Annotated in this window: 27 protein-coding genes; 24 read left to right on the top strand and 3 right to left on the bottom strand. The window is 35.9% G+C overall.

What is annotated here, in order from left to right; genetic code table 11:
* The first annotated feature begins 143 nt into the window (after positions 1-143).
* The 10 genes from HW347_RS00450 to HW347_RS00495 all read left to right on the top strand — a co-directional run bounded on the left by HW347_RS00450 (position 144) and on the right by HW347_RS00495 (position 8,243).
* Complete coding sequence (locus HW347_RS00450; protein ID WP_214610003.1) at positions 144-887, top strand: SDR family oxidoreductase; 744 nt, start codon at positions 144-146, stop codon at positions 885-887.
* A 24-nt stretch (positions 888-911) separates the two neighbouring features.
* Positions 912-1,151 carry a DUF7218 family protein gene (locus HW347_RS00455; RefSeq protein WP_214610004.1) on the top strand — a complete coding sequence of 80 codons (240 nt, stop codon included), beginning with the start codon at positions 912-914 and terminating at the stop codon, positions 1,149-1,151.
* A 28-nt stretch (positions 1,152-1,179) separates the two neighbouring features.
* Complete coding sequence (locus tag HW347_RS00460; RefSeq protein ID WP_214610005.1) at positions 1,180-2,208, top strand: AI-2E family transporter; 1,029 nt, start codon at positions 1,180-1,182, stop codon at positions 2,206-2,208.
* 156 nt (positions 2,209-2,364) lie between these two features.
* Positions 2,365-2,970: a nitroreductase family protein gene (locus HW347_RS00465; RefSeq protein ID WP_214610006.1), complete on the top strand. Its 606-nt coding sequence runs from the start codon at positions 2,365-2,367 to the stop codon at positions 2,968-2,970.
* Between the two features lie 43 nt (positions 2,971-3,013).
* Positions 3,014-3,670, top strand: a complete 657-nt coding sequence (locus HW347_RS00470; RefSeq protein WP_394370269.1) for an NADPH-dependent F420 reductase — start codon at positions 3,014-3,016, stop codon at positions 3,668-3,670.
* Positions 3,671-3,782: 112 nt separating this feature from the next.
* A complete protein-coding gene (gene hpf / locus HW347_RS00475; protein ID WP_214610008.1) occupies positions 3,783-4,082 on the top strand; it encodes a ribosome hibernation-promoting factor, HPF/YfiA family in 300 nt (99 codons plus the stop codon).
* Between the two features lie 38 nt (positions 4,083-4,120).
* Entirely contained in the window at positions 4,121-4,282 is a 162-nt protein-coding gene (locus HW347_RS00480) for a hypothetical protein (protein WP_214610009.1), read from the top strand.
* A gap of 46 nt (positions 4,283-4,328) precedes the next feature.
* On the top strand, positions 4,329-6,152 hold the full coding sequence (locus HW347_RS00485) for an SLC13 family permease (protein WP_214610010.1): 1,824 nt from the start codon (positions 4,329-4,331) through the stop codon (positions 6,150-6,152).
* A gap of 11 nt (positions 6,153-6,163) precedes the next feature.
* Positions 6,164-7,063, top strand: a complete 900-nt coding sequence (locus HW347_RS00490) for a mechanosensitive ion channel family protein (protein ID WP_214610011.1) — start codon at positions 6,164-6,166, stop codon at positions 7,061-7,063.
* A gap of 79 nt (positions 7,064-7,142) precedes the next feature.
* The gene (locus HW347_RS00495; protein ID WP_214610012.1) at positions 7,143-8,243 is read left to right on the top strand and encodes an AI-2E family transporter; all 1,101 of its coding nucleotides are present in this window, start codon (positions 7,143-7,145) and stop codon (positions 8,241-8,243) included.
* A 57-nt stretch (positions 8,244-8,300) separates the two neighbouring features.
* Here the strand turns inward: HW347_RS00495 and HW347_RS00500 are convergent, their stop codons facing one another.
* The gene (locus HW347_RS00500) at positions 8,301-8,474 is read right to left on the bottom strand and encodes a hypothetical protein (protein WP_214610013.1); all 174 of its coding nucleotides are present in this window, start codon (positions 8,472-8,474) and stop codon (positions 8,301-8,303) included.
* A 238-nt stretch (positions 8,475-8,712) separates the two neighbouring features.
* Here HW347_RS00500 and HW347_RS00505 point away from each other — a divergent pair, with 238 nt between their 5' ends.
* The 13 genes from HW347_RS00505 to HW347_RS00565 all read left to right on the top strand — a co-directional run bounded on the left by HW347_RS00505 (position 8,713) and on the right by HW347_RS00565 (position 19,192).
* Entirely contained in the window at positions 8,713-9,783 is a 1,071-nt protein-coding gene (locus HW347_RS00505) for a DNA topoisomerase IB (protein ID WP_214610014.1), read from the top strand.
* 199 nt (positions 9,784-9,982) lie between these two features.
* Positions 9,983-10,432, top strand: coding sequence for a ferritin-like domain-containing protein (locus tag HW347_RS00510; protein WP_214610015.1), 450 nt, complete (start codon positions 9,983-9,985; stop codon positions 10,430-10,432).
* Positions 10,433-10,508: 76 nt separating this feature from the next.
* Positions 10,509-11,249 carry an SOS response-associated peptidase family protein gene (locus HW347_RS00515; protein ID WP_214610016.1) on the top strand — a complete coding sequence of 247 codons (741 nt, stop codon included), beginning with the start codon at positions 10,509-10,511 and terminating at the stop codon, positions 11,247-11,249.
* 167 nt (positions 11,250-11,416) lie between these two features.
* Positions 11,417-11,578, top strand: coding sequence for a DUF1328 family protein (locus tag HW347_RS00520; protein WP_214610017.1), 162 nt, complete (start codon positions 11,417-11,419; stop codon positions 11,576-11,578).
* A gap of 27 nt (positions 11,579-11,605) precedes the next feature.
* Positions 11,606-11,797, top strand: coding sequence for a hypothetical protein (locus tag HW347_RS00525; RefSeq protein ID WP_214610018.1), 192 nt, complete (start codon positions 11,606-11,608; stop codon positions 11,795-11,797).
* Positions 11,798-12,098: 301 nt separating this feature from the next.
* Complete coding sequence (locus HW347_RS00530) at positions 12,099-12,662, top strand: helix-turn-helix domain-containing protein (protein ID WP_214610019.1); 564 nt, start codon at positions 12,099-12,101, stop codon at positions 12,660-12,662.
* A 9-nt stretch (positions 12,663-12,671) separates the two neighbouring features.
* Complete coding sequence (locus HW347_RS00535; protein ID WP_214610020.1) at positions 12,672-13,118, top strand: response regulator; 447 nt, start codon at positions 12,672-12,674, stop codon at positions 13,116-13,118.
* A 5-nt stretch (positions 13,119-13,123) separates the two neighbouring features.
* Positions 13,124-16,120 (top strand): PAS domain-containing protein, encoded by a 2,997-nt coding sequence (locus HW347_RS00540; RefSeq protein WP_214610021.1) that lies wholly within the window; start codon positions 13,124-13,126, stop codon positions 16,118-16,120.
* A gap of 218 nt (positions 16,121-16,338) precedes the next feature.
* A complete protein-coding gene (locus tag HW347_RS00545) occupies positions 16,339-16,485 on the top strand; it encodes a hypothetical protein (RefSeq protein ID WP_214610022.1) in 147 nt (48 codons plus the stop codon).
* Between the two features lie 42 nt (positions 16,486-16,527).
* A complete protein-coding gene (locus HW347_RS00550) occupies positions 16,528-17,556 on the top strand; it encodes a helix-turn-helix domain-containing protein (RefSeq protein WP_214610023.1) in 1,029 nt (342 codons plus the stop codon).
* A 189-nt stretch (positions 17,557-17,745) separates the two neighbouring features.
* Positions 17,746-18,339 (top strand): TetR/AcrR family transcriptional regulator, encoded by a 594-nt coding sequence (locus tag HW347_RS00555; protein ID WP_214610024.1) that lies wholly within the window; start codon positions 17,746-17,748, stop codon positions 18,337-18,339.
* Between the two features lie 65 nt (positions 18,340-18,404).
* The gene (locus tag HW347_RS00560) at positions 18,405-18,863 is read left to right on the top strand and encodes a hypothetical protein (RefSeq protein WP_214610025.1); all 459 of its coding nucleotides are present in this window, start codon (positions 18,405-18,407) and stop codon (positions 18,861-18,863) included.
* Positions 18,864-18,865: 2 nt separating this feature from the next.
* Positions 18,866-19,192 (top strand): DUF3817 domain-containing protein, encoded by a 327-nt coding sequence (locus tag HW347_RS00565; protein WP_214610026.1) that lies wholly within the window; start codon positions 18,866-18,868, stop codon positions 19,190-19,192.
* A gap of 4 nt (positions 19,193-19,196) precedes the next feature.
* Here the strand turns inward: HW347_RS00565 and HW347_RS00570 are convergent, their stop codons facing one another.
* Positions 19,197-19,691 carry a YciE/YciF ferroxidase family protein gene (locus HW347_RS00570; RefSeq protein ID WP_214610027.1) on the bottom strand — a complete coding sequence of 165 codons (495 nt, stop codon included), beginning with the start codon at positions 19,689-19,691 and terminating at the stop codon, positions 19,197-19,199.
* Between the two features lie 218 nt (positions 19,692-19,909).
* Here HW347_RS00570 and HW347_RS00575 point away from each other — a divergent pair, with 218 nt between their 5' ends.
* Complete coding sequence (locus tag HW347_RS00575; protein ID WP_214610028.1) at positions 19,910-20,410, top strand: Dps family protein; 501 nt, start codon at positions 19,910-19,912, stop codon at positions 20,408-20,410.
* 89 nt (positions 20,411-20,499) lie between these two features.
* Here the strand turns inward: HW347_RS00575 and HW347_RS00580 are convergent, their stop codons facing one another.
* On the bottom strand, positions 20,500-20,940 hold the full coding sequence (locus tag HW347_RS00580; RefSeq protein WP_214610029.1) for a BLUF domain-containing protein: 441 nt from the start codon (positions 20,938-20,940) through the stop codon (positions 20,500-20,502).
* Between the last annotated feature and the right edge of the window lie 197 nt (positions 20,941-21,137).

The raw sequence follows: 21,137 nt of genomic DNA on the forward strand, positions 1-21,137 counted from the left end.
TTCGGCATACTTAAAACTTCAGTCCACCTCTACCCTCTCATTTTTACGGTTATAGTTAATATTTATATTGATGTGATTAAGCTATGCCGTGGGTTATTGAAATCTTTACATCAGTTAAATATTCAATTTATAAAAAAGAAAAAATGGACATAAAAGGTAAAGTAATCATCATTACAGGAGCATCTAGTGGAATAGGCGAAGCTACAGCACTAAAACTCTCTAATGAAGGAGCAAAAGTGGTGCTTACCGCTAGACGTAAAGAAAAACTAGAAGAGTTAAAGAAGAAAATAGAAGGCCAAGGTGGTGAAGCTTTGATAGTAACTGGAGATGTCACTAAAAAATCTGACTACGAGGAGTTGGTCAAAAAAACACTTGAGGAGTTCAAAACTATAGATGCATTAATTAACAATGCTGGTTTAATGCCCCTTTCTTTTGTAGAAAAGCTAAAGACAGATGAGTGGGAGAAGATGGTAGATGTAAACATTAAAGGTGTTTTAAACGGAGTTGCTGCAGTACTACCAACTATGATAAAAAACAAAAGTGGAAATATCATTAATATATCTTCAAGCGCAGCACACAAATACTTTCCGGGAGGAGCAGTTTATTGCGCTACAAAATCTGCTGTAAAAATGTTTTCCGAAGGTCTGCGACAAGAGCTTGCACCTAAATATGGCATAAATGTTACTTCTATTGAGCCAGGAGCGGTATCAACAGAACTCACGAATACTATTACCGATGAGGACATAAAGGAGATGTTCAAGGATATGCAAAAAATGACTTTCCTAGAAGCGGAAGATATTGCCGAGGCTATTTATTACACGTTAGTACAACCAGCTCGCGCCAATATTAATGACGTATTTATCATGCCAACACAGCAGCAACAATAGGCTACTAACATAAAAGAAACGACAATGGACATTCCCAGCATAAAAAACGAAGACCAGTATGAGGCACTCCGTGAAAAAGGTTATAGCAAAGAGAAGTCTGTCCGCATAGCCAATTCACCTAACAGCGGTAAAAAAGGCGGCAAGGCAAAACCTTATGAAGAACGGACAAAAGAGGAGCTCTATGAACAAGCCAAAAATATTGGTATTGACGGGCGCTCCAAAATGGACAAAGCGGAGCTTATCCATGCCTTAAGAAATAACTAGTACTACACTCATCTAATACATACAGCTAATGAAAACTATAAACCCCAAAGTAATACGCCAGCTTTTTGTGCTATTGTTAATAGTACTTATTGGCGGGCTCATATTTCAAGAAATGGCACCTTATTTCTCTGGGGTTTTGGGTGCTATTACTTTGTATGTTTTACTGAAGAAACCCATGGCCAAATTGGTCAAAAAGGGCTGGAAACCTACCCTAGCCGCTAGTTTCTTAATGTTTGCTTCTGTATTGATTATTCTTATACCGGTTTCTGGAGCGGTTCTTATGTTGGGAAACAAGGTGAGCGAAGCGGTCAAGAATTCCGAAAAGGTTACCAAAGCCTTAAAAACACAGCTTCAGAGCATAGAGAACTATACAGGCTATGACCTCTCTTCTCAAATAGATGCTTCGGAAGTTTCTGGTTGGTTATCCAAGAGCTTACAAGGTTTTGCAGGAAGTACGTTTACGTCAGTCATTGCCATAGGAATCATGTATTTCTTTCTTTATTTTATGTTGACGAACCGTAAAGAAATGCGTGAGTCTCTTTATGAATATATTCCCATAAGCACAGAAAACCTAAAAACTATTGGTACTAAAATAAGACGAATGGTACGTGCAAATGCACTGGGAATTCCATTAGTAGCTATTGCCCAAGGTGTAGTCGCACTTATAGGATTTCTGATTTTTGGCATTGAAAACCCATTTTTTTGGGCAGTAATCGTAGCTATTGGATCTATGGTTCCATTTGTTGGAAATATGTTGGGTACATTACCTGTGTTTGTTCTGGCCTTATCCACTGGCGATTATTTTCAAGCTTGGGGTATTTTAATATACGGGATAGTGGTAGTGGGCTCCACTGATAATATTATCAGGCTATATGTGCTGAAAAAATTGGATGATGTACATCCTTTAATAACTATGATCGGTGTTTTAATTGGGATACCCCTTTTTGGATTTATCGGTTTAATATTCGGCCCATTATTCGTTAGTCTATTTCTTATTATCGTACAGATTTATAAAGAAGAATACGGTAAAGAAAGTAGTGATAACACAACTGTGTAACTTCATCCTACCTGACCAAATTCATCTGATTTCACCAAGAAAATTAACGGTATCACTCCGTACTATATCTCAATCGCTTTAGCACTAATAATGCCATCTTTTGAGACAAGTTCCTTTCATCTATATATGTAATATAGCAGTAAAATATACTGAGAGATGAACGATGGAGAAAATACAAGATTAGAAAATATAGCAGATACCGAATACGAAATATTCGCACTATTAAAGCAGCGGTATAGCCCTAGAGTATTCAGAGAAAATTTGATTACTAAAACGCATACTCACCAACTTTTTGAAGCTGCGCGATGGGCTCCAAGCTCTAATAACCTGCAACCATGGCGATTTATTTATGCTGAGAGAGGAACTGATGCTTATAAAAAAATCTATGATTGCCTGAGCGATTTCAACAAGAGTTGGGCAGGGAATGCGCCATTATTGGTACTGGCTATCTATAAGACACATTTAGATAATGGTGATGAGAATTTTCACGCTCCTCATGATTTAGGGTTGTCCTTAGGCAACATGGCGGTTCAGGCACAATATCTAGGTATTGGCCTCCACCACATGGCAGGTCTTGATTGGAAAAAAGCCGAAAAAGAATTTAACGTTCCCAAGGAATACCACATATCCTCAGCAATTGCTGTGGGCTACTACGGTGGTGATTCTAACAAATTACCAGATGACCTAAAAGAACAGGAAACTGCAGACAGGAAACGAATGCCTTTGTCGTCTTTTGCCTTTAACGGCGATTGGGACGCATAGATAAAGGAATTAAAATCAGATTATCCGCAACTGCGGATGTAACATAAAACAAACAGTTATGAAAATAGGAATTATAGGAAGTGGAAACATAGGAGGAAATTTAGGAAAGCATTGGGCAAAAGCAGGGCACGAAGTACTTTTTAGCTCACGTCATCCAGAAGAATTAAAAGACTTAGCAAGCGAAGCTGGAAACAACGCACAGGCAATGGGCATCAAAGAAGCTTTTGAGGCCAATGCAGATGTTTACTTGTTAGCAATGCCTTTTAAAGCAGTTGATGAGATGGCTAAAACTTACGCCTCACAATATAGCAATAAGCTTATCATAGATGCCACAAATCCGTATCCGGAAAGAGATGGTGAAATGGCTCAGAAGGTGCGAGATGCCAATTATACAGCATCAGAATATACTGCCATGAAATTCAGTTCAGCTAAAACTGCAAAAGCATTCAATTCTATTAAAGCCGACGATTTGCGTGACAAAGCTTTTAAAAGCACCGATAAGCTAACCATACCCTATGCTGCCCAAGATATCGAGAGCAGATACGTGACAAAAAAACTAATTGAAGATATGGGTTTTGATACGCTCTATGTGGGCAATCTTACCGACACCAAAATAATGGACCCAGACCAGGCCATTTACGGTAAGTCCTTACCGCATGATGAGTTAAAACAATTGGTAGATTCCATAAGAATGTATTAGTAGTATGCTTATCAATCTCATATAAAATAGAGATTTAGATTAGAATAAATATCATATTAAAAAGGATGTGCAAAAGCTCATCCACTTAAAAATTTAATCAAAAATATATAATATGCAAATCATTTACGAATATCACGATGTATCTGCCAGCGGCCGTTTAGAAGGACTTGTTAAGGAAAAACTAGAAAAATTAGAGCACAAATATGATTTTGTACATCGTGCAGATGTATTCTTTAAAAAGGAAAACCGAAGCGATGATCAAGAAATGTTTTGTGACATTCGTTTGAGTATGCCCGGACCACGAATTTTTGCCTCATCTAATGCCGAAACTTTTGAAGCGGCCATGAGTAAAACCGTTCGTGATTTACAAGATCAATTGAGAAAAGTAAAGGATAAGATGTCGGCTCACTAGCCGCCATCTTATCAATTTGTAACCCAAAAAAAATAGATATGAAACCGACATCATTAATTGGCATCGCTTCGGCTTTGGCAAATAGCAGAAAATTAAAACTGGCCCTCGTAGGAATGCAATTCGCTTATTTGGGATATAAGCTATTGCAGAAAAACGAGACAAGTAAAGGCAAGAAAAAAAGAAAGAAATTAAAAGCATAACAAATTATGGTAGTACACAATTCTGGCGTACTACCGAATATATAAAATGACCTGGGAAATAACTTTAATGTTTTGTGTTCTACTGGTAACCGTATTACTATTTGTATTCGAGGTTTTTCCAGTAGATAAAATTGCCTTCTTAATTATTGTTTCCCTTACTTTATTAGGCTTAGTTGAACCTGAAGAAGCTATTAGTGGCTTTTCTAACAGCGCTACAATTGCTGTTCTTGCCTTAATGATTCTTGCCATTGCCTTAGAAGAAAATGGTGTTATCAATTGGCTTGCATCAGGTATGGGGCGGGTAAAGGGTTTACCCCTGTATGTTATGGCACCCATATTCATGTTTGTTACCGCAGGCATCTCCGCTTTTATTAGTACCACTGCCGTGGTCATTGTTTTCATCAAAATAGTGAACCAGCTTTCGGAGAAATACAATGTATCTCAAAGTAAATTATTACTGCCCATCTCCTTTGCCGGTATTCTAGGAGGTTCTTGTACACTAATGGGTACCTCAACCAACTTAATAGTAAACTCCGTAGCAACAGATTTAGGTGCCGAAAAATTGGGCTTCTTTGAATTCTCCATGCTCGGGCTAATATTTCTTGGAATATCAATCGTTTACCTTACTCTAACGTTACACTGGTTGCCTTGGGGAAAAGGTAAAAACTTGGATGAGGATTATAATCTAAACAGCTATGTAACCCATGTTCATATAAATGCAGATTCTCAATTGGTAGGTAAAACTATTAAAGAAAGTTTTCTTTTTGAGAATCCAGATGTTTCGCTTTTAAAGCTAACGAGAAACAATAGAGTTCATAATTCCCCGGGGAAGTATATCACCTTTAAGGCCAATGATGAGTTGCTATTAATGTGCGACTTAGAAAACCTAACCCGAATAAATGAGTCTGAAAACCTCAGCCTTAACGAAGAACAATACTTTGCTCCACTAGAGCTTAATAGCTCTAAAGAAAAAGATAAAAAAGAGAACGAACTTGATGCCCGAATATTTATAGAGTTGCTTATGCTTCCGGGAGCCCAGTTTCTTGGTAAAACCTTAGGTAACCTAAGAAGTTCTATGATGCAGGATATTGTGCCCGTCGCCATTAAAAAAAGAAAAACGTTAACCAACTTAAAAGAAAGATTGGTTCGCAGCAGCATGAACAAATTGGTATTGAAAGTGGGTGACCGCCTGCTTTTAGAGACCTCCAAAGAAAAGCTCGAAACCATAAATAATATGGAGAATGTTATACTCCTCCAAGAGTTTGACAAAGTAAGCTCCAACTCTAAATACAAACTTTATTTCTCTTTAGGTGTGCTCCTACTGGTTATAGGTTTAGCAGCTACCGGAACATTATCTATAATGGTAAGCGCACTTACCGGTGTTTGTATATTATTATTGACCAACAATCTGGACCTAACCACTGTTTACAAGAAGGTAAACTGGCAAATTTTCTTTTTGTTGGCAGGTATGATTCCTTTAGGTGTTGCCATGCACAACACAGGTGCAGATGCATTTATTTCAGAAAAACTACTGGGTTTCCTGTTTGACCAACCTGGATACGTGGTTATAGGAACCCTATTTTTTTCTACGATGATTTTAAGTGCAGTCATAAGTAATAATGCTACGGCAATTATAATGACACCCATATCTATAGCCGTAGCACAGGGCATGCAGTTAGACTTTAAACCCTTTATTCTGGCAGTAATGTTTGCTGCTAATTTTAGCTTTTTCACCCCTGTTGGGTACCAGACCAACACCTTAATCTATAGTCTAGGAAACTATAGATTTAGTCACTTTCTGGGAATTGGCGGCCTTTTGAGCCTCATTCTGGCAGTAGTGGCTACATTTTTATTAACCAACATGTTATAAGAAAAAATATTATGGAAAGTAAATTCTCAATAGAAGACTCAATAAGTAAGTTATGGGACAAGTTAGACGGGTGGCTAGATGCCATTGTACTAAAACTTCCCAATATTGTTATGGCCATCTTTATTATGGTGCTGTTTTATTTCATTGCGCGGGGCATTCGTAAACTAATGCAAAAGTTCTTGCTTAACCGTATCAGCCAGCAGTCCATTCAAGATATAATTGCACGATTTATTTTCTTGGCTGTTATTTTAGTTGGGTTCTTTATAGCCTTGGGTGTATTGGAACTAGATAAGGTTCTTACCAGTATTCTTGCAGGTGCAGGTGTTGTTGGTCTGGCTATTGGCTTAGCATTACAAGGAACTTTAAGCAACACTTTTGGCGGACTTATACTTTCTTTTATGCCGAAAATAAATATTAACGACTTTATAGAAAGTGATGGTGTAAAGGGTTTTGTTTCAGAAATCAGCCTAAGAAATGTTGTGGTGCGCCAGCCAGACAATAATTATGTAATTATACCCAACTCCAAATTTGTTGATGGGTCTTTTAAAAACTATTCGCTTAGTGACAGAAGTAAGATTGTTGTTAGCTGTGGTGTTGGTTATGAGAGTAAACTACAAGACGTAGAAGATTTGGTCGTAAAAATTATTGGTGATAGTTTCCCTCAGAAAAACAACGAAGCAGTAGAATTTTATTTTACTGAATTTGGAGATAGCTCCATTAATTTTATGGTTCGTTTTTGGATTGATATGAAAGGTGCTAAACAAGAACATGCTGCCAGACATGAAGCAGTAAAGTTGATTAAATCTCACTTTGACGAGAAAGACATTAATATTCCTTTCCCTATCCGTACGTTGGATTTTGGCAAGAATACATTGAATATGAATACCAATTCAATCAAAGGGCAATCTTAAAATAGTAGAAAGAGAAATAAAATCTCGGACTTAATTTAACAGCTTATTTGAAGTAAATTAATTTACCCAATACCCATCCATGAAATCAAATGAGATAGCCAGTGGAATTTTGAAAGCAGTAGCCGCAGTAAGCGGCTTTCTGCTTCTCTTATTTCTAATTTACGAACTACAATCCATAGTGGCATATTTGGTCATATCTGGTGTTGTGGCCCTCATAGGAAGACCAATTGTTCTTTTCCTAAAACAGCACTTTAGGCTACCTAACATTATGGCCGTAATTCTCACAATGCTACTTTTAACCGCATTGTTTGGAGGTATTATTGTATTGATTGTACCGCTACTTACCGAACAGGGAAAAAATCTATATCTATTTGATTTTGGGGTAATACAAGCTGAATTTGATAAACTGTACGTTATAGTTTCCGAGTATTTTGGGACAACTAAAAAGGTTGTTGAAGATTTAGTGCAAAATGCAGCTTTGGATGAAAATGCGGTAAAAGGATTGAGCAAAGATTTGGTCCCGTCATTTTTCAAATCCATTTTGGAGGTACTGGACATTATTGGTATTGGTATATTCTCCGTTTTATTTATTTCGTTTTTCTTTCTTAAAGACAGCAAAATTATTCAACGGTCCATTTTAGCATCTGTACCTGATAATCACAGAATGAAAACTATGCGATCTATAGCAAAGATTAAAAACCTATTGTCTCGCTACTTTGTTGGGCTACTGTTTCAACTGTTCATTCTGTTTTCGTTGTATGCCGTAACTTTAATTCTGGTAGGATTGGAGAATGCCATTCTCATTGCTTTTATGTGTGCTCTGTTTAATGTTATCCCTTATTTAGGACCAATGATAGGTGCTATTATTATGGTAATGTTTACGGTTACCAGTAATCCAGAATTAGATTTTAGTACTATGATTCTACCAAAAGTAGGCTATGTACTTCTTGGAGTAACGATTGGCCAGCTTATAGATAATTTTTTCTCTCAACCCATTATATTTAGTAACAGCGTAAAGTCGCATCCGTTAGAAATATTCTTGGTGATACTATGTGCGGGTCTGCTATTTGGAATTGTTGGTATGATGGTGGCCGTTCCTGGCTACACTGTTATAAAGGTAATTTTAAAACAATTTGTTTCTAAAAATAAAATAGTTACAGCCCTAACTAGAGGGCTGTAACTTATAGATGTTCTGCAATAAGAGTCTTTTATTTCTACTATATCTAGACCAGAATAATTAGAAGGCTACACCAGATGTAACAAGTGCAATTCCTAAAATAACTAAAGCGGCTACGATAATAAAGAATCCTTTTTTAGTGATTCCATTTTTCTGAAAGATATACTCTTCCTTAGGATCGTGAGCTTCCTTAGCAAATTCAGTTTTTTCATTTCTTATCTTCTCGTCTTTCATTGTATTTTCCATATTTTTTTTGTTTTTCGACTTACTTAAAATTTTCAAAAACGACTCAGATTCATTCAAAATCATGAGTTTTTACATCGTTTTACTCTAATATACATTCATTTTTTACTTTATTATGGCGTTTTACCAAAACGGTTAATCTAAAAATTGATTGAGTTCAAACCGGATATGATAATAGAGATATCTTTAACCTCATCAGTACATTACAACCATCAACCCCATTACACAGATGACCAAAGAGAAACTATTAAGTCAGTTATTGAGAGCACCAGAATTGGCGATTGAAAATCTCAATTTGGTTTATATAGATAATGGTAAAATGCCTATTTCCCGTTCCAGAAAAGGAAAGAGTTTCATCTATTTACACAAACAGAAACCTGTTACGGATAAAAAAGAACTGGAGCGTATTACCAGTCTGGTTTTACCACCGGCATGGGAAGATGTAAAAATCACAGATTTATCTAACGGCCATCTACAAGCTGTTGGTAAGGATTTAAAAAATAGAAAACAATACCGTTATCATCCTACTTGGGTAAAAATTAGAAAGCAGACCAAATTCTACAAGATGGCTCTGTTTGGTAAAAAGCTACCACTTATTAGAGAACAGGTAGAAAAAGACCTTGCACTAAAAAAATGGTCAAAAGCCAAGGTTGTTGCGCTCATTATAAAACTTATGGATGAAACCCATATACGCATAGGCAACGAGCAATATGCAAAGCGCAATAAATCATACGGGCTTTCTACCATGCGTAAAAGGCATGTAGAAGTTTTTAAAAACAATTTTAAGTTTGAGTTTGTAGGTAAAAAGGGCAAAAAACACTCCATTACCGTTCGTAATAAAAAGTTGATGCGCCTTATTAGCCGTTGTGAAGATATACCGGGTTGGGAGCTTTTTCAATACTATGATGAAGATGGCGATAAACAATCCGTAGACAGTTCTATGGTAAACGAATATCTACATGATATAAGCGGAGAATTTTTTACCGCCAAGGACTTTAGAACTTGGGCAGCTTCAGTTGTGTTCTTTGATACACTTTTAGACCTTGGCCTTGCCGAAACTGAAAAGGATGCCAAGAAAAATCTACTCGTAGGTTTTGATGCTGCAGCAACCGCCTTAGGAAACACCAGAAATGTATGCCGTAAGTATTATGTGCATCCCGTCTTGGTTACTTCCTATGAAGACGGTTCTCTAAAAGAATGGTTTGATAAGGCAGACAAAAGCGATTCCAAATCCGAGCATTTCTCTACTTCAGAAATGGTTATGCTTGAACTTTTTGAACAGTACACTCCCCAGTTTTAGAGCTATTTTACATTTTCTTTCGCATTAAAGAATAAATGCACACGCTATATATCTGCCCTTTACGGATTGCATCAATAATTCATTTTTTCAGATAAAGACCAACAAAGACTTCCTCGTAAATTTACTATCAGTAAGTAAGATGCCATGCGGCACGCATCCCCCAAAAAGCAAGTTGCCGCTCATTTAAAATTAAATTACAATGAGTACATATAGTGAAGAAGTACACACAAAATTGAATAACATATTAGAAAAAACATACGACGCGGAAAAAGGCTTTAAAAAGGCAGCGGAACACGCCCAAAGCACAGATTTGAAAACATTTTTTACGCGCAAGGCAGATGAGCGTTATACGTTTGGACATGATTTAAAAACTGAAATTGCCCGGTACGGACAAGAATTTGACAAAGGTGGAAGTGCCACTGGAGCAATGCACCGCGGATGGATGGATGTTAAAGCTTGGTTTAGCGGAGATAATGACGAAGCCATGCTAGAAGAATCCATTACAGGAGAAAAAGCCGCCGTAGATGAATATAAAGAGGTATTGAATGAAATTTCTCTACCAACTACAACCGCTACTTTGCTAACCCAGCAAATGAATAAGATTAGTAGCGACCTCAGTAGCATCAATAGATTGGAAGACGTACTATAAGAGTAACGGAGAAAAATTAAAAGGGATGCGAATGCATCCCTTTTTTTTACATTTCACTAACTATAGAAATATACCTATGTTCAATAAATTATCCATCAAGGCAGATAGACAGCAGATTGAAGAAACGTATGGCGCTCTTTTTCAATTTCCTGACATCTATAGACCCAGAAATATCATAAACGGACTTGAAGAAAGTACCGTTCCTATTATAACTTCAAAACAACAAAATACCATATCTACATCTATCTGGGGAATTCTACCTAAGAAATTTCAGGGAGATTGGGCAAATTTTCAAAAACACGTAAATACGTTAACCATACCGTTAGCCTCTTTACAAACAAAACCATGGTACGCCCATACAGACGATACTGATCGGTGCCTACTACTTGTAACCGGTTTTTTCACCACATTTATCTCAGAAGGAGAGCTACTCTTCTTTCATATGACTCAAAAATCTGGCGAGCCATTTAGTCTTGCTGGTATTTACAATGAGTTAGAAGATGGCTTTATCACAAGTTCCCTAATTACAGACAAGGCAAACAGAACCATTACAGAAGTCCATAATATAGGTGACCAAATGCCTATTATGGTGCCCGGTTATCAACAAAAAGATTGGTTAGACCATAAAATTTCAGTCCGTGATATAGATACTGCGGGAGCTACCCATAACTTGATTGCAGAACCGGTTTCTGAGGATTTCTTTGAAAATGTGCCAACGGATGCTTCTGAAAATTTATCTGGTTTAGACCGAGAAGATTTTCTTCCTACCACATTACATGATCTTCTGTATAGTAACAGTATAAATCTCGCTAACTAATAAATTAGTATAGTATTTTACAAATTCATTCTACCCCTCATCCCTGCTGTTTAAAGGTAAAATATAAATTTATTGCGATAATCTAAACCCTGAACATACTGCATCTTTGTATCATAGAAGTCGGATAAGTACGACACTAGAAATTACTAATCTAAAAACTACATACTATGTTACGTTGGACAGTCACTTTTGTAATATTGGCGATTATAGCCGCAATATTTGGATTTGGTGGAATAGCAGCTGGTGCTGCAAGTATCGCCCAAGTATTATTCTTTATTTTTCTAATCCTTTTCGTGATTTCATTATTCACCGGAAAGAAGACCGTATAAATCTATTAACTCAAAAACCCTAAACATATGAAACGCACACTATATTTAATGTTATTTGTCTTAATGACCGTATCTGTATCTACACTAACAAGTTGTAGAGATGAAGCAAAGTCTACTGGAGACAAAATAGAAGACGCAATTGACGATACCGGAGATGCCATAGAAGAAGGCGCCGAAGACGTTGAGGACGGTATTGAAGATGCCGTAGATGACAATTAAGATTAAAGTTTGGTTGATTGTAAGATTGGGCGTTTCCTTCGGGAATCGCCCAATCTTTTTTTACACCAACTAGGGCCTATCGCTATTTGAATCAACATAAACAACCAATTTTTCTACTTAAAAACTCAGGTTTTATGTCTTTGATTTTATTTTGTTTAATCAAAAAGAACTAAACCTGAACAAAAAATCGTATTATGTTTGGCCAATAATTCGCAAGTGGATTTTATACCGCAATTTTTTAAAATAAAGTGCATATCTTTCGTATACCGAAAAATAGTTCACTTATACTGTAATCTTAAACATGACTTTTTTTGTAAAATATGATTTTGACCTAGCCTGCAAGACCCTGTTAAGGGAACATCTTGATGCTTTTGATGTAAGCTATTCTCTAGGGAGTTTAGGCGAAGTAAAGATTAAAGGCGGTCTATCTGAAGAGCAACGGAATTCTCTTGCTACTTCTCTAAAGAGATATGGAATTGAAATTCTTGACGGTCAAAAAATCACTTTAGTAGAACGCATCAAAAATGCTATTGATGAACTTCTAAAAGACAAGGATTTAAAGTCAATAAAGGTTTCGACATATTTGTCAGACACCTTGCATTATTCATATGCGCACCTTTCTTCTGTTTTTTCGGAGAGTACATACACTTCTATTGAAAATTATATTATTTTACGTAAAGTAGATTTGGCAAAAGAGCTGATTTGCAATACGGACCTTACGCTTACAGAAATTGCTTTTAGGCTTAATTATAGTAGTGTTGCACATTTGTCCGGGCAATTTAAGAAAACCACGGGGCTTACTCCAAGCAGTTTTCAGCGCATTATGAGCAAGAAAATTAAACACACCGTTAACCCCAAAACGTAATACATACTTATGGATACCCAACTATTAAACATTGCTTTGGCAGATGATGATGAAGATGACAGAATGCTTTTTAGTGAGGCTATTGATGAAATTGGTATAAGAACCAAATTATCGCTTTTTAAGCATGGGCAGGAGTTGATGGATTATCTAACCTTACCCAATATTGTCTTACCCAATCTTATTTTTCTAGATTTAAACATGCCCATAAAAAATGGTTTACAATGTTTAAAGGAAATACGGGAGAATCCAGACCTAAAAGACCTTTGTATTGCCATATATTCTACCTCGTCATCAGAAAAAGATGTGGAGGAGACTTTTCTAAATGGGGCAAATATTTATCTGAATAAGCCCAATAACTTTGTTAAATTGCAAGCTTCTGTAGAACGGGTACTACAGCTAAATTGGCAGTACCACACTTCTAATCTTAATAAGGATACCTTTCTATTTCGCATATAGAGCTTATGGACTTCAAACGAATATATTCTTCTTCCAAGACCTACATAGCTTTATTGTTCGTTGCCTTTGTAATTATTCTGTTTACGGCCAGCATGGCATACTATCAGATTATGCGAATGCAAAATCTAGCGGAAAAAGTAGCGCATACTTTACAAGTAAACAATGCCATTAGTGAACTCTCTACCCACTCTACTCTAGCGGAATCCGAAGAGTTTAGAGCGCAAATCCAAAATAAAGATGAGAATAACACCGTATTTGATGATTATGTAAAAGACGGTGAAACCATACTAAATACGCTTGAAGACCTTACCCAAGGAAATGCATCTCAGCAAATTCGTTTAGCTCCAATGGAAGCTTTATTAGACACCTTGCATGATGAACTTCAAACCCTAGCAGAACATCCCAAAGAGTCAATTACCAGTGTTAATGCGTCTGAAAAAGCGAAGAAAAGTGACATTAACTTTACACTTTACCGCATTAGGAACATAAGAAACCAAATGCTGGCCGAGGAACGCCTATCCATCAAAAAAACAAGAGAAGAATATGACGCCAATAAGTACTTGGCTCCTTTTACTTCCCTGCTTTTGGCATTCTTTGCCCTTATAGTTTTTATACTGGCTTTTCTAAAAATATATAGAAACAAGTTGCGTATTCGCCAGTCAGAAAATTTTCTTAGAAGTGTACTCGCCACCACAGATAACATCATTAACTATTATGAGCCTATTTATGATAAACAAAAGGATATCATAGATTTTGAAATCATTTTTGCCAATGAATGCAACCGCTCTTATTTGGGACTGGACCCTAATGAAATTATGGGTAAACCCGTATCTGAGGTCTTTCCTTTTTTAATGCTCAATGGTGAATTTCAAAAACTAGTTGAGTGTTTTCAACAAAGAAAAAAAATTAGCTTAGACAGAGAAATTTTTGCAAAAGGAGAGAAACTTTGGTTTAAATCGCTACTTACACCCTTAGCGGAAGGAATTATGGTAACCGCTCGTAACTCTACCGCAGAAGAAAAAGCAAAAGAAGAGCAATTATTACTCAACCAACGTTTAGAACAACAGAATTTAAAACTACTGGACCACCGTGCTTTTCTAAATAATATTTTTAGAAGTATTCCTCATGTAATCATGAACTTTGAGAGTATCAGGGACAAAAGCGATAAAATTGTAGACTTTAAAATTCTATTCATAAACGATAAGATTTCCCCAATTACCGGAGATTTACCGGAGGAAATTACTAGCAAGAATATTTCGGAAATTTTCCCGACCGTGTTTGAATCCGAAATATTTGGATACTTAAGGAATGTAGTCGAAACCGGGGAGCCAACTTCATATGAAGTTCCCTATACTGCAATAGACGGTAATGAAAAATGGTTTAGCGCCAGGGCTATTAAATTGGGAGATGGTATAACACTTACTACAAGAGAAATTACAGAGGAAAAAGAAAAAACAAACCAACTTGTACAGTTAAATACACAACTAGAGACTCAAAATTCAATTTTTGCAGATGCTGAAAATGTAGCGAACATAGGAAGTTATATCTGGTATTTAGATAACGGAGAAGCTACAATTTCCGACAACTTTTATCGCATATTGGGATATGAACCCAACTCTTTTACGGTAACCTTTGACAGTTATCGCAAATTTGTTCATCCAGATGATTTATCTACCTATAATCTCTTAGGAGAAGAAACAATTGAACATGGAAAATCAAAAGTATCTGGATACAGAATCGTCACCAAACAAGGAGACGTAAAACACATAGAGCTTAATGGGCGTGCACTTATTCGTCATGGTAGAAAAGCATCTGTAGGTGTAATTGTAGATGTTACCGAAGAAAAGCAAAACTCAGATCGTGTAATACAACTTAACCAAGAACTTTCTATTCAAAACTCCATTCTTACCGATGCCGAAAGAATTGCTAAAATAGGAAGCTTTGTATGGTATGTAGGTACCGATGAAATTGAAATCTCGGATAATTTTTACCGAATGTTGGGTTACGAACCTAAAGGGTTTGAAGCGTCATTAGAGCAATTTGCAGAATTTGTGCATCCTGATGATTTAAAAACGTACGAGCATAGCATTCAAAAATCTACGAACGATCTTATTGTAGAAGAACACCGCTACCGTGTTATCAGCAAAAGTGGAGAAATCAAACATCTAAAGGTAAACGGTCAATTTATTCATAAAGACAACAGACAAATTATGTCTGGAGTTGCCCAAGATATTTCATTGAGCATTGCTGCAGAAGAGAAATTGCGCGCCAGTAATATGGAGTTACAGCATAGTAATGCAGAATTAGAATCTTTCAATAGGGTAGCTAGTCATGATTTGCAGGAGCCGCTTAGAAAGACCCAGATGTTCATCTCTCGAATAGAAAGTACGGAGATAGACAATTTATCGGACAAAGGCCGTGTCTACTTTAAGAAGGTGGTTAACGCCGCCTCTCGTATGCAGTCTTTGGTTATGAACTTGCTAACGTATTCTAGAATAGATTCAAAACATGAAGATTTTGAACTTATAGATTTGAATGAGGTATTAGAAAAGGTAAAGGAAGACCTCTCCTCCACTATTGAGAATACCGGCGCTATCATTAAGAGTGAAGACCTTCCTAGACTGGGAGGCGTGTCTTATCAATTAGAGCAGCTATTGAACAACCTTATATCTAACGCTCTTAAATATAAGGTAGCAGATGTAAAGCCATCCATTACCATCCAGGCAGAGAAAGTACATTCCAAGCAAATTCCGGAAAACTTCTTTAAGAGGGCAAACAACTATTACAAGATTACCATTATAGATAATGGTATTGGTTTCTCTACGGAACATTCAGATAAAATATTTGAAGTGTTTCAAAGGTTGCACCAAAAATCAGAATATTCAGGTACAGGCATTGGTCTTGCCATTTGTAAAAAAATAGTAGAAAACCACCACGGGTTTATATACGCTACTAGTGAATTAGGTAAAGGCTCCGCATTTATTTTCTACTTGCCTGCCTAGTTTCCAAAACTACAATTACTTCCTTTTAAAGAAATCTACAACTATATATATAGGTATGTGGATTAAAGAAATACATCCAAAACCCTGGATTTTAGGACATTTTAACGCCTTTTTGCGCTTAAAGCGACAATTCTATAACACAAAGCAATAATTGTGTAACACAAAAAGTAGGCTCTCCCACGATCTTTGTACCAGAACAAATAATAAACCTGGTGTCTATGAAAAATTTAATCGAACAAGTCTCTGAGCAAATGGCAAGAGTGGGTCGTGTAAGACCAATTCATGAGTATTCTAATAATGATGCGACACCAGAGAACTTAATAATGGCAATGAATAATGCTAATCTTCAACCATTAAAAAGATAATCAATTTCAGTCAAAAGAAATTAACAACCTAAAAAACACACTATGAAATCTATCACACTATCATCTGCAGCTATTAAAAATATGTTCCAACAACTTCACCAAAATTTTGGTGGTTCTCTTTCAGTAAACGTAAAAGAACACATTTTAACACTTGATAACGAATTAGGCCGAGGCCATATAAGAGGAATAACTTTTAAAGGTGGTATTTCTTATTTAGAATTTGATATGGAGTTTAATGAGGACTTTACCTTAAAAACAGGTTCTGATGAAAACGCACCAATTTGTTTTGCATATTGCTCAGCTGGTAGAATAGCACATAGCTTTGATAATGAAACTAAAAAGAATGTTTTAGAGAACTTTCAGACAGGTATTTTAACAAATGCCAGTAATGCTGATAACGTACTTTACTTCCAAAAGGATGTACGTGTTAAAACATCTTTAATAGTAGTTAGAACTGTAGCTCACGCAGATACATCTAAGAAAAATGGTTTAAACTACAGACTGCAAGAGCTTATGTTAAACGGTAAGCCTGCAGAGAACAGTATTTATATTGGGTCTTATAATTTAAAAATTGCTGATCAAATCAGTCAACTTAAGGCTATCAAGCAACAAGGTATCGTAAGAAGTTTATTGATTGAAGGTTTGGTACATATGATTTTGGCCCTAGAGGTACAACAGCATACAGATGACCTTAAGAATCAAGAAACTCAAACAGGTAGTTTAAATATGAGAGAAATGGAATCAGTAAGAGAGATTTCAGATTTCGTAAACAATTATCCAGAGAGACAATTATCTATTTCAGAGCTTTGTCGTAAATCAGGATTATCTCCTAGCAAATTACAAGAAGGTTTTAAATTAATGCATGGTACCACCGTTACAGATTACATTAGAGAGGTACGTATTCTAAAAGCCGAAGAACTTATTAAAAATACAGATTTGAACATTTCAGAAGTAGTATACAGCATTGGGTTTACTAGCCGTAGCTACTTCTCAAAAATATTCAGAAACAAATATAACTGTAGTCCAAAACAGTATAAAGACAAGCAAAATATGGTAGCTGCGTCTCTATAAGAAAATTGGTTAGAATAGTTTGGTTGTTAATAATGGTAACCGGCACTTTTAGTGCCGGTTTTTTTGTGCTTATAAGTTGTGGTTGTTCAAACAGGTAAGAAGATTACTAGATTTCTTTTTCAATTTATATAGCACCCACTTACTACTATTTTTTAAGTACTTTGCACATCATACTAATTAGTATCTTTTATGACAAAAGCATCCAATACCCGGCATACCATTCTAGAGAAAGCCTTTGACCTTATATATAAAAAGGGCTATCAGGCAACTAGCATTGATGAAATTATAGCAACCACAAAAGTAACAAAGGGTGCCTTTTATTATCACTTTAAAACTAAGGATGATATGGGCGTTGCAATAATCAATGAAATTGTAAAACCCAACATGCACGATGCTTTTATCACTCCCTTGCAAGACAGCTCAAATCCGGTTCAGGATATTTATTTAATGACCAAATCCCTATTACTAGAAACTCCTTTTCTAAAACTTGAATATGGTTGTCCCGCAAGCAACTTATCCCAAGAAATGACTCCTTGGAACTCTCAATTTTCCGAAGCACTTAGTGTATTAGTTTTAGAATGGCAAATTACTGTAGAAAACAGTATTAAAAGAGGGATAGAAAAAGGTAACATAATCAATTCTGCAAACCCAAAACAGGTTGCTTTATTTGTAATATCTGGTTATTGGGGTATAAGAAATTTTGGAAAAGTTTCTAATAGTACGGATTGCTACCACCTTTATTTGGAGGAACTTAAATTATATTTAAAAAATCTTAGCCAATAATTTCAAATGGAACATACTAGTTAGTATGTTTGGTTATATTTGCATTAATATTGAATTCATTATTAATGTATCAAACACTCACATTTTTACATTCCCTAGTCCGCTGGTTTGTACTCTTTAGCATCCTGTACTCCACTTTCAGGGCTTATAAAGGCTATTTTCAAAACCTACATTTTTCCAAGACCGATAATCTGGCTAGACATTGGACTGCAACCATTGCCCATATTCAGTTAGTTGTTGGTATTATACTTTATATAAAAAGTCCCGTCGTAACATATTTTTGGAAGGATTTCAGTCTAGCACTAAACCATATAGACAGCTTATTTTTTGGGGCAATTCATAGTACCCTAATGTTATCGGCCATTGTAATACTTACTATTGGTTCTTCTTTGGCGAAACGAAAAATGACTGATAAAGAAAAATTTAAGACCATGTTACTATGGTTCTCTATTGCTCTTTTTATAATTGTGATAGCCATACCCTGGCCCTTTTCACCTCTAGCAAACAGACCTTATATTAGATAATTATGATAGATCTATTTAAAACTAAACTAGGCCGACTTCGAATAATCGGATATTTAGAAGGTATTTCTCTTTTGATTCTTGTATTTATTGCCGTTCCTATGAAGTATTACTTTTTAGACCCAAGTCTAACCAAATCTCTTGGGCCAATACACGGAGCACTATTCTTGCTTTTTATAATAAATACTTTAAGTGTAGGGGTTGAGCAAAATTGGAGATTTCGTACAACAACATGGAAGGTTATTTTGGCCTGCTTTATCCCGTTTGGCACATTTTATATTGATAGAAAAATTTTTAGTGGACTATACTCCGCAGACCAAGGGATTAAATAAGCAATTAGGAGTTTCCCCCAATAGCCTTCTTGTTCAGTCGGGTCTCTGCCAGTTTTTCTAACGTATTATCTGCATCATATTCCTCATTAAGAGTTTCCTGTAAGGTTTTTGCTATTTGTCTATATCCTAATTCTTTTGCAAAACGAACCGCACTACCGTAACCTGAAATTTCATAATGCTGTACCCGCTGTATTTCTGCAATAAGACCTACATCCATCACCTCATCATCTTCTACCTCTTCTAAAAAATGTTTTGCTTCGTTGATGAGCCCTTTCATAGCCTGGCAAGTTTCACCGCTTGGTGAAATATCCAATTTGTTGCAAATATTTTTTATTCTATTTTTTTGTTCTTTTGTTTCTTCTAAGTGATTTTCAATAGCTTGCTTTAAGCGCTTGTCATTAGCATGTTCCACAATGTCCGGAAGCACTTCTATCAACTGGACCTCTGCGCTATATAAATCCTTAAGCTGATGCTCGAATAAGTCGTTTAACGTCTTCATATCTCTTTTCGTTACTTATTAATACTCCTTATCTCTAACTTTAAAAATAACTAGAAATACTATTTTAAATTGACTTAATTGAAGAAAAAAATACTCTAATAAAATGCCAAAATAATTATTTCAAATTTGATTTTTTTGAAGCAATTAATAAATTTTTCAGGTCAACTTAAAGAGTAGTTCGCCCGTAACTTGCACTTGAATCTAAAAAACAAAATATCATGGAGGTTAAAGAAGCCCAAAAAGCCGAGATAGGCATAAAGAAGTCAAATCGTGAAGCAGTTGTAGTAATGTTGCGCCAATTATTGGCTGACGAGTTTTTATTATATACTAAAACACGTAACGCACACTGGAATGTAGAAGGTATAGATTTTCATACCAAGCATGTATTCTTTGAAGAAGAGTACGGGAAATTGGAAAACTTTATAGATGAAGTAGCAGAGCGTATCCGTATGCTGGGGTTCTATTCTCCAGGTACACTAAAAGAATTTTTAGAATTGTCTCATTTAGAAGAGAACAAACCTGATCAAACAGACAGCGCAAGCTTTATGACCGCCTTACTAAAGGACCACGATAAGGTTATCAAGTTTATTAGAGAAAGTATTGGAGACAACGCAGAAGCTCATAATGATGAAGGTACTGCAGATTTTATAACAGGTATTTTACAAGCTCATGAGCAAATGGCTTGGATGTTAAGAGCATCATTAAAGCAATTTGATTAATTGTAAAGAACTGTACAAACAAAAAACGGCAATTTCATTGCCGTTTTTTTTATGCTTTTTATTCCGTGAAGCAAAGTATTATACCCAGTTTATATATGATCCGGAGGTGTAGTAATTAGTAATTTCATGCGTTTCCAAAAGAGAATTGCGGTCTGATTAGAATGCACCGTTAAATCTGCTAATAATAATAGGTTCCTTTTGAACTGTTCGTACTCGTTTCTATTAGCTTCATTATCATCTATAGGATAATAGACCATACCCCAATTTGGAAAATTACGTTCCTCAATGGCATCTTCTGACAAGAGATAAACCTGTTTGTGCCGTTTATCATTTTTGACTTTTTCATAAAGGTCATATATTTTTTTCTTGTCACCTTCTAAAATCTGAATGAACCTTCTTTTATAGAAAATAAGACAACCTGTAATATCATTCTGACTATTAAACTGTTTAGCAGTGGCCAAAATAACTTCTACATCGGCAATAGTCAATTCTTTAATTGCTTTTGACTCGTAAGTTAGGGTATGTATCAATATAGAAAGAAGTGTTACTGCTAGCGTTTATTATCGCACGGAGCGCAAAGCAATCATTAGAAATCAAATTATCTTCACTTTTCTGCAACTGAATTACCCAGCATGAAAGAAAGATTTTAATAAGATAGCAAAAGTAAAGTTTATTTGCTATTATTTTCACCTAGTGACATATAAAAACACCGTAATTTTCAGGCTGA

It is taken from the genome of Zobellia barbeyronii, assembly GCF_018603515.1.
GTDB lineage: Bacteria > Bacteroidota > Bacteroidia > Flavobacteriales > Flavobacteriaceae > Zobellia > Zobellia barbeyronii.

Bases quoted from the DNA above. Each gene is read 5' to 3' on its own strand.
- HW347_RS00560 (WP_214610025.1), top strand. From the start codon at position 18,405: ATGTATCAAACACTCACATTTTTACATTCCCTAGTCCGCTGGTTTGTA.
- HW347_RS00570 (WP_214610027.1), bottom strand. From the start codon at position 19,691: ATGAAGACGTTAAACGACTTATTCGAGCATCAGCTTAAGGATTTATAT.
- HW347_RS00520 (WP_214610017.1), top strand. From the start codon at position 11,417: ATGTTACGTTGGACAGTCACTTTTGTAATATTGGCGATTATAGCCGCA.
- HW347_RS00465 (WP_214610006.1), top strand. From the start codon at position 2,365: ATGAACGATGGAGAAAATACAAGATTAGAAAATATAGCAGATACCGAA.
- HW347_RS00505 (WP_214610014.1), top strand. From the start codon at position 8,713: ATGACCAAAGAGAAACTATTAAGTCAGTTATTGAGAGCACCAGAATTG.
- HW347_RS00550 (WP_214610023.1), top strand. From the start codon at position 16,528: ATGAAATCTATCACACTATCATCTGCAGCTATTAAAAATATGTTCCAA.
- HW347_RS00575 (WP_214610028.1), top strand. From the start codon at position 19,910: ATGGAGGTTAAAGAAGCCCAAAAAGCCGAGATAGGCATAAAGAAGTCA.
- HW347_RS00500 (WP_214610013.1), bottom strand. From the start codon at position 8,474: ATGAAAGACGAGAAGATAAGAAATGAAAAAACTGAATTTGCTAAGGAA.
- HW347_RS00450 (WP_214610003.1), top strand. From the start codon at position 144: ATGGACATAAAAGGTAAAGTAATCATCATTACAGGAGCATCTAGTGGA.
- HW347_RS00530 (WP_214610019.1), top strand. From the start codon at position 12,099: ATGACTTTTTTTGTAAAATATGATTTTGACCTAGCCTGCAAGACCCTG.
- HW347_RS00545 (WP_214610022.1), top strand. From the start codon at position 16,339: ATGAAAAATTTAATCGAACAAGTCTCTGAGCAAATGGCAAGAGTGGGT.
- HW347_RS00535 (WP_214610020.1), top strand. From the start codon at position 12,672: ATGGATACCCAACTATTAAACATTGCTTTGGCAGATGATGATGAAGAT.
- HW347_RS00540 (WP_214610021.1), top strand. From the start codon at position 13,124: ATGGACTTCAAACGAATATATTCTTCTTCCAAGACCTACATAGCTTTA.
- HW347_RS00495 (WP_214610012.1), top strand. From the start codon at position 7,143: ATGAAATCAAATGAGATAGCCAGTGGAATTTTGAAAGCAGTAGCCGCA.
- HW347_RS00555 (WP_214610024.1), top strand. From the start codon at position 17,746: ATGACAAAAGCATCCAATACCCGGCATACCATTCTAGAGAAAGCCTTT.
- HW347_RS00515 (WP_214610016.1), top strand. From the start codon at position 10,509: ATGTTCAATAAATTATCCATCAAGGCAGATAGACAGCAGATTGAAGAA.
- HW347_RS00485 (WP_214610010.1), top strand. From the start codon at position 4,329: ATGACCTGGGAAATAACTTTAATGTTTTGTGTTCTACTGGTAACCGTA.
- hpf (WP_214610008.1), top strand. From the start codon at position 3,783: ATGCAAATCATTTACGAATATCACGATGTATCTGCCAGCGGCCGTTTA.
- HW347_RS00460 (WP_214610005.1), top strand. From the start codon at position 1,180: ATGAAAACTATAAACCCCAAAGTAATACGCCAGCTTTTTGTGCTATTG.
- HW347_RS00525 (WP_214610018.1), top strand. From the start codon at position 11,606: ATGAAACGCACACTATATTTAATGTTATTTGTCTTAATGACCGTATCT.
- HW347_RS00490 (WP_214610011.1), top strand. From the start codon at position 6,164: ATGGAAAGTAAATTCTCAATAGAAGACTCAATAAGTAAGTTATGGGAC.
- HW347_RS00510 (WP_214610015.1), top strand. From the start codon at position 9,983: ATGAGTACATATAGTGAAGAAGTACACACAAAATTGAATAACATATTA.
- HW347_RS00480 (WP_214610009.1), top strand. From the start codon at position 4,121: ATGAAACCGACATCATTAATTGGCATCGCTTCGGCTTTGGCAAATAGC.
- HW347_RS00455 (WP_214610004.1), top strand. From the start codon at position 912: ATGGACATTCCCAGCATAAAAAACGAAGACCAGTATGAGGCACTCCGT.
- HW347_RS00565 (WP_214610026.1), top strand. From the start codon at position 18,866: ATGATAGATCTATTTAAAACTAAACTAGGCCGACTTCGAATAATCGGA.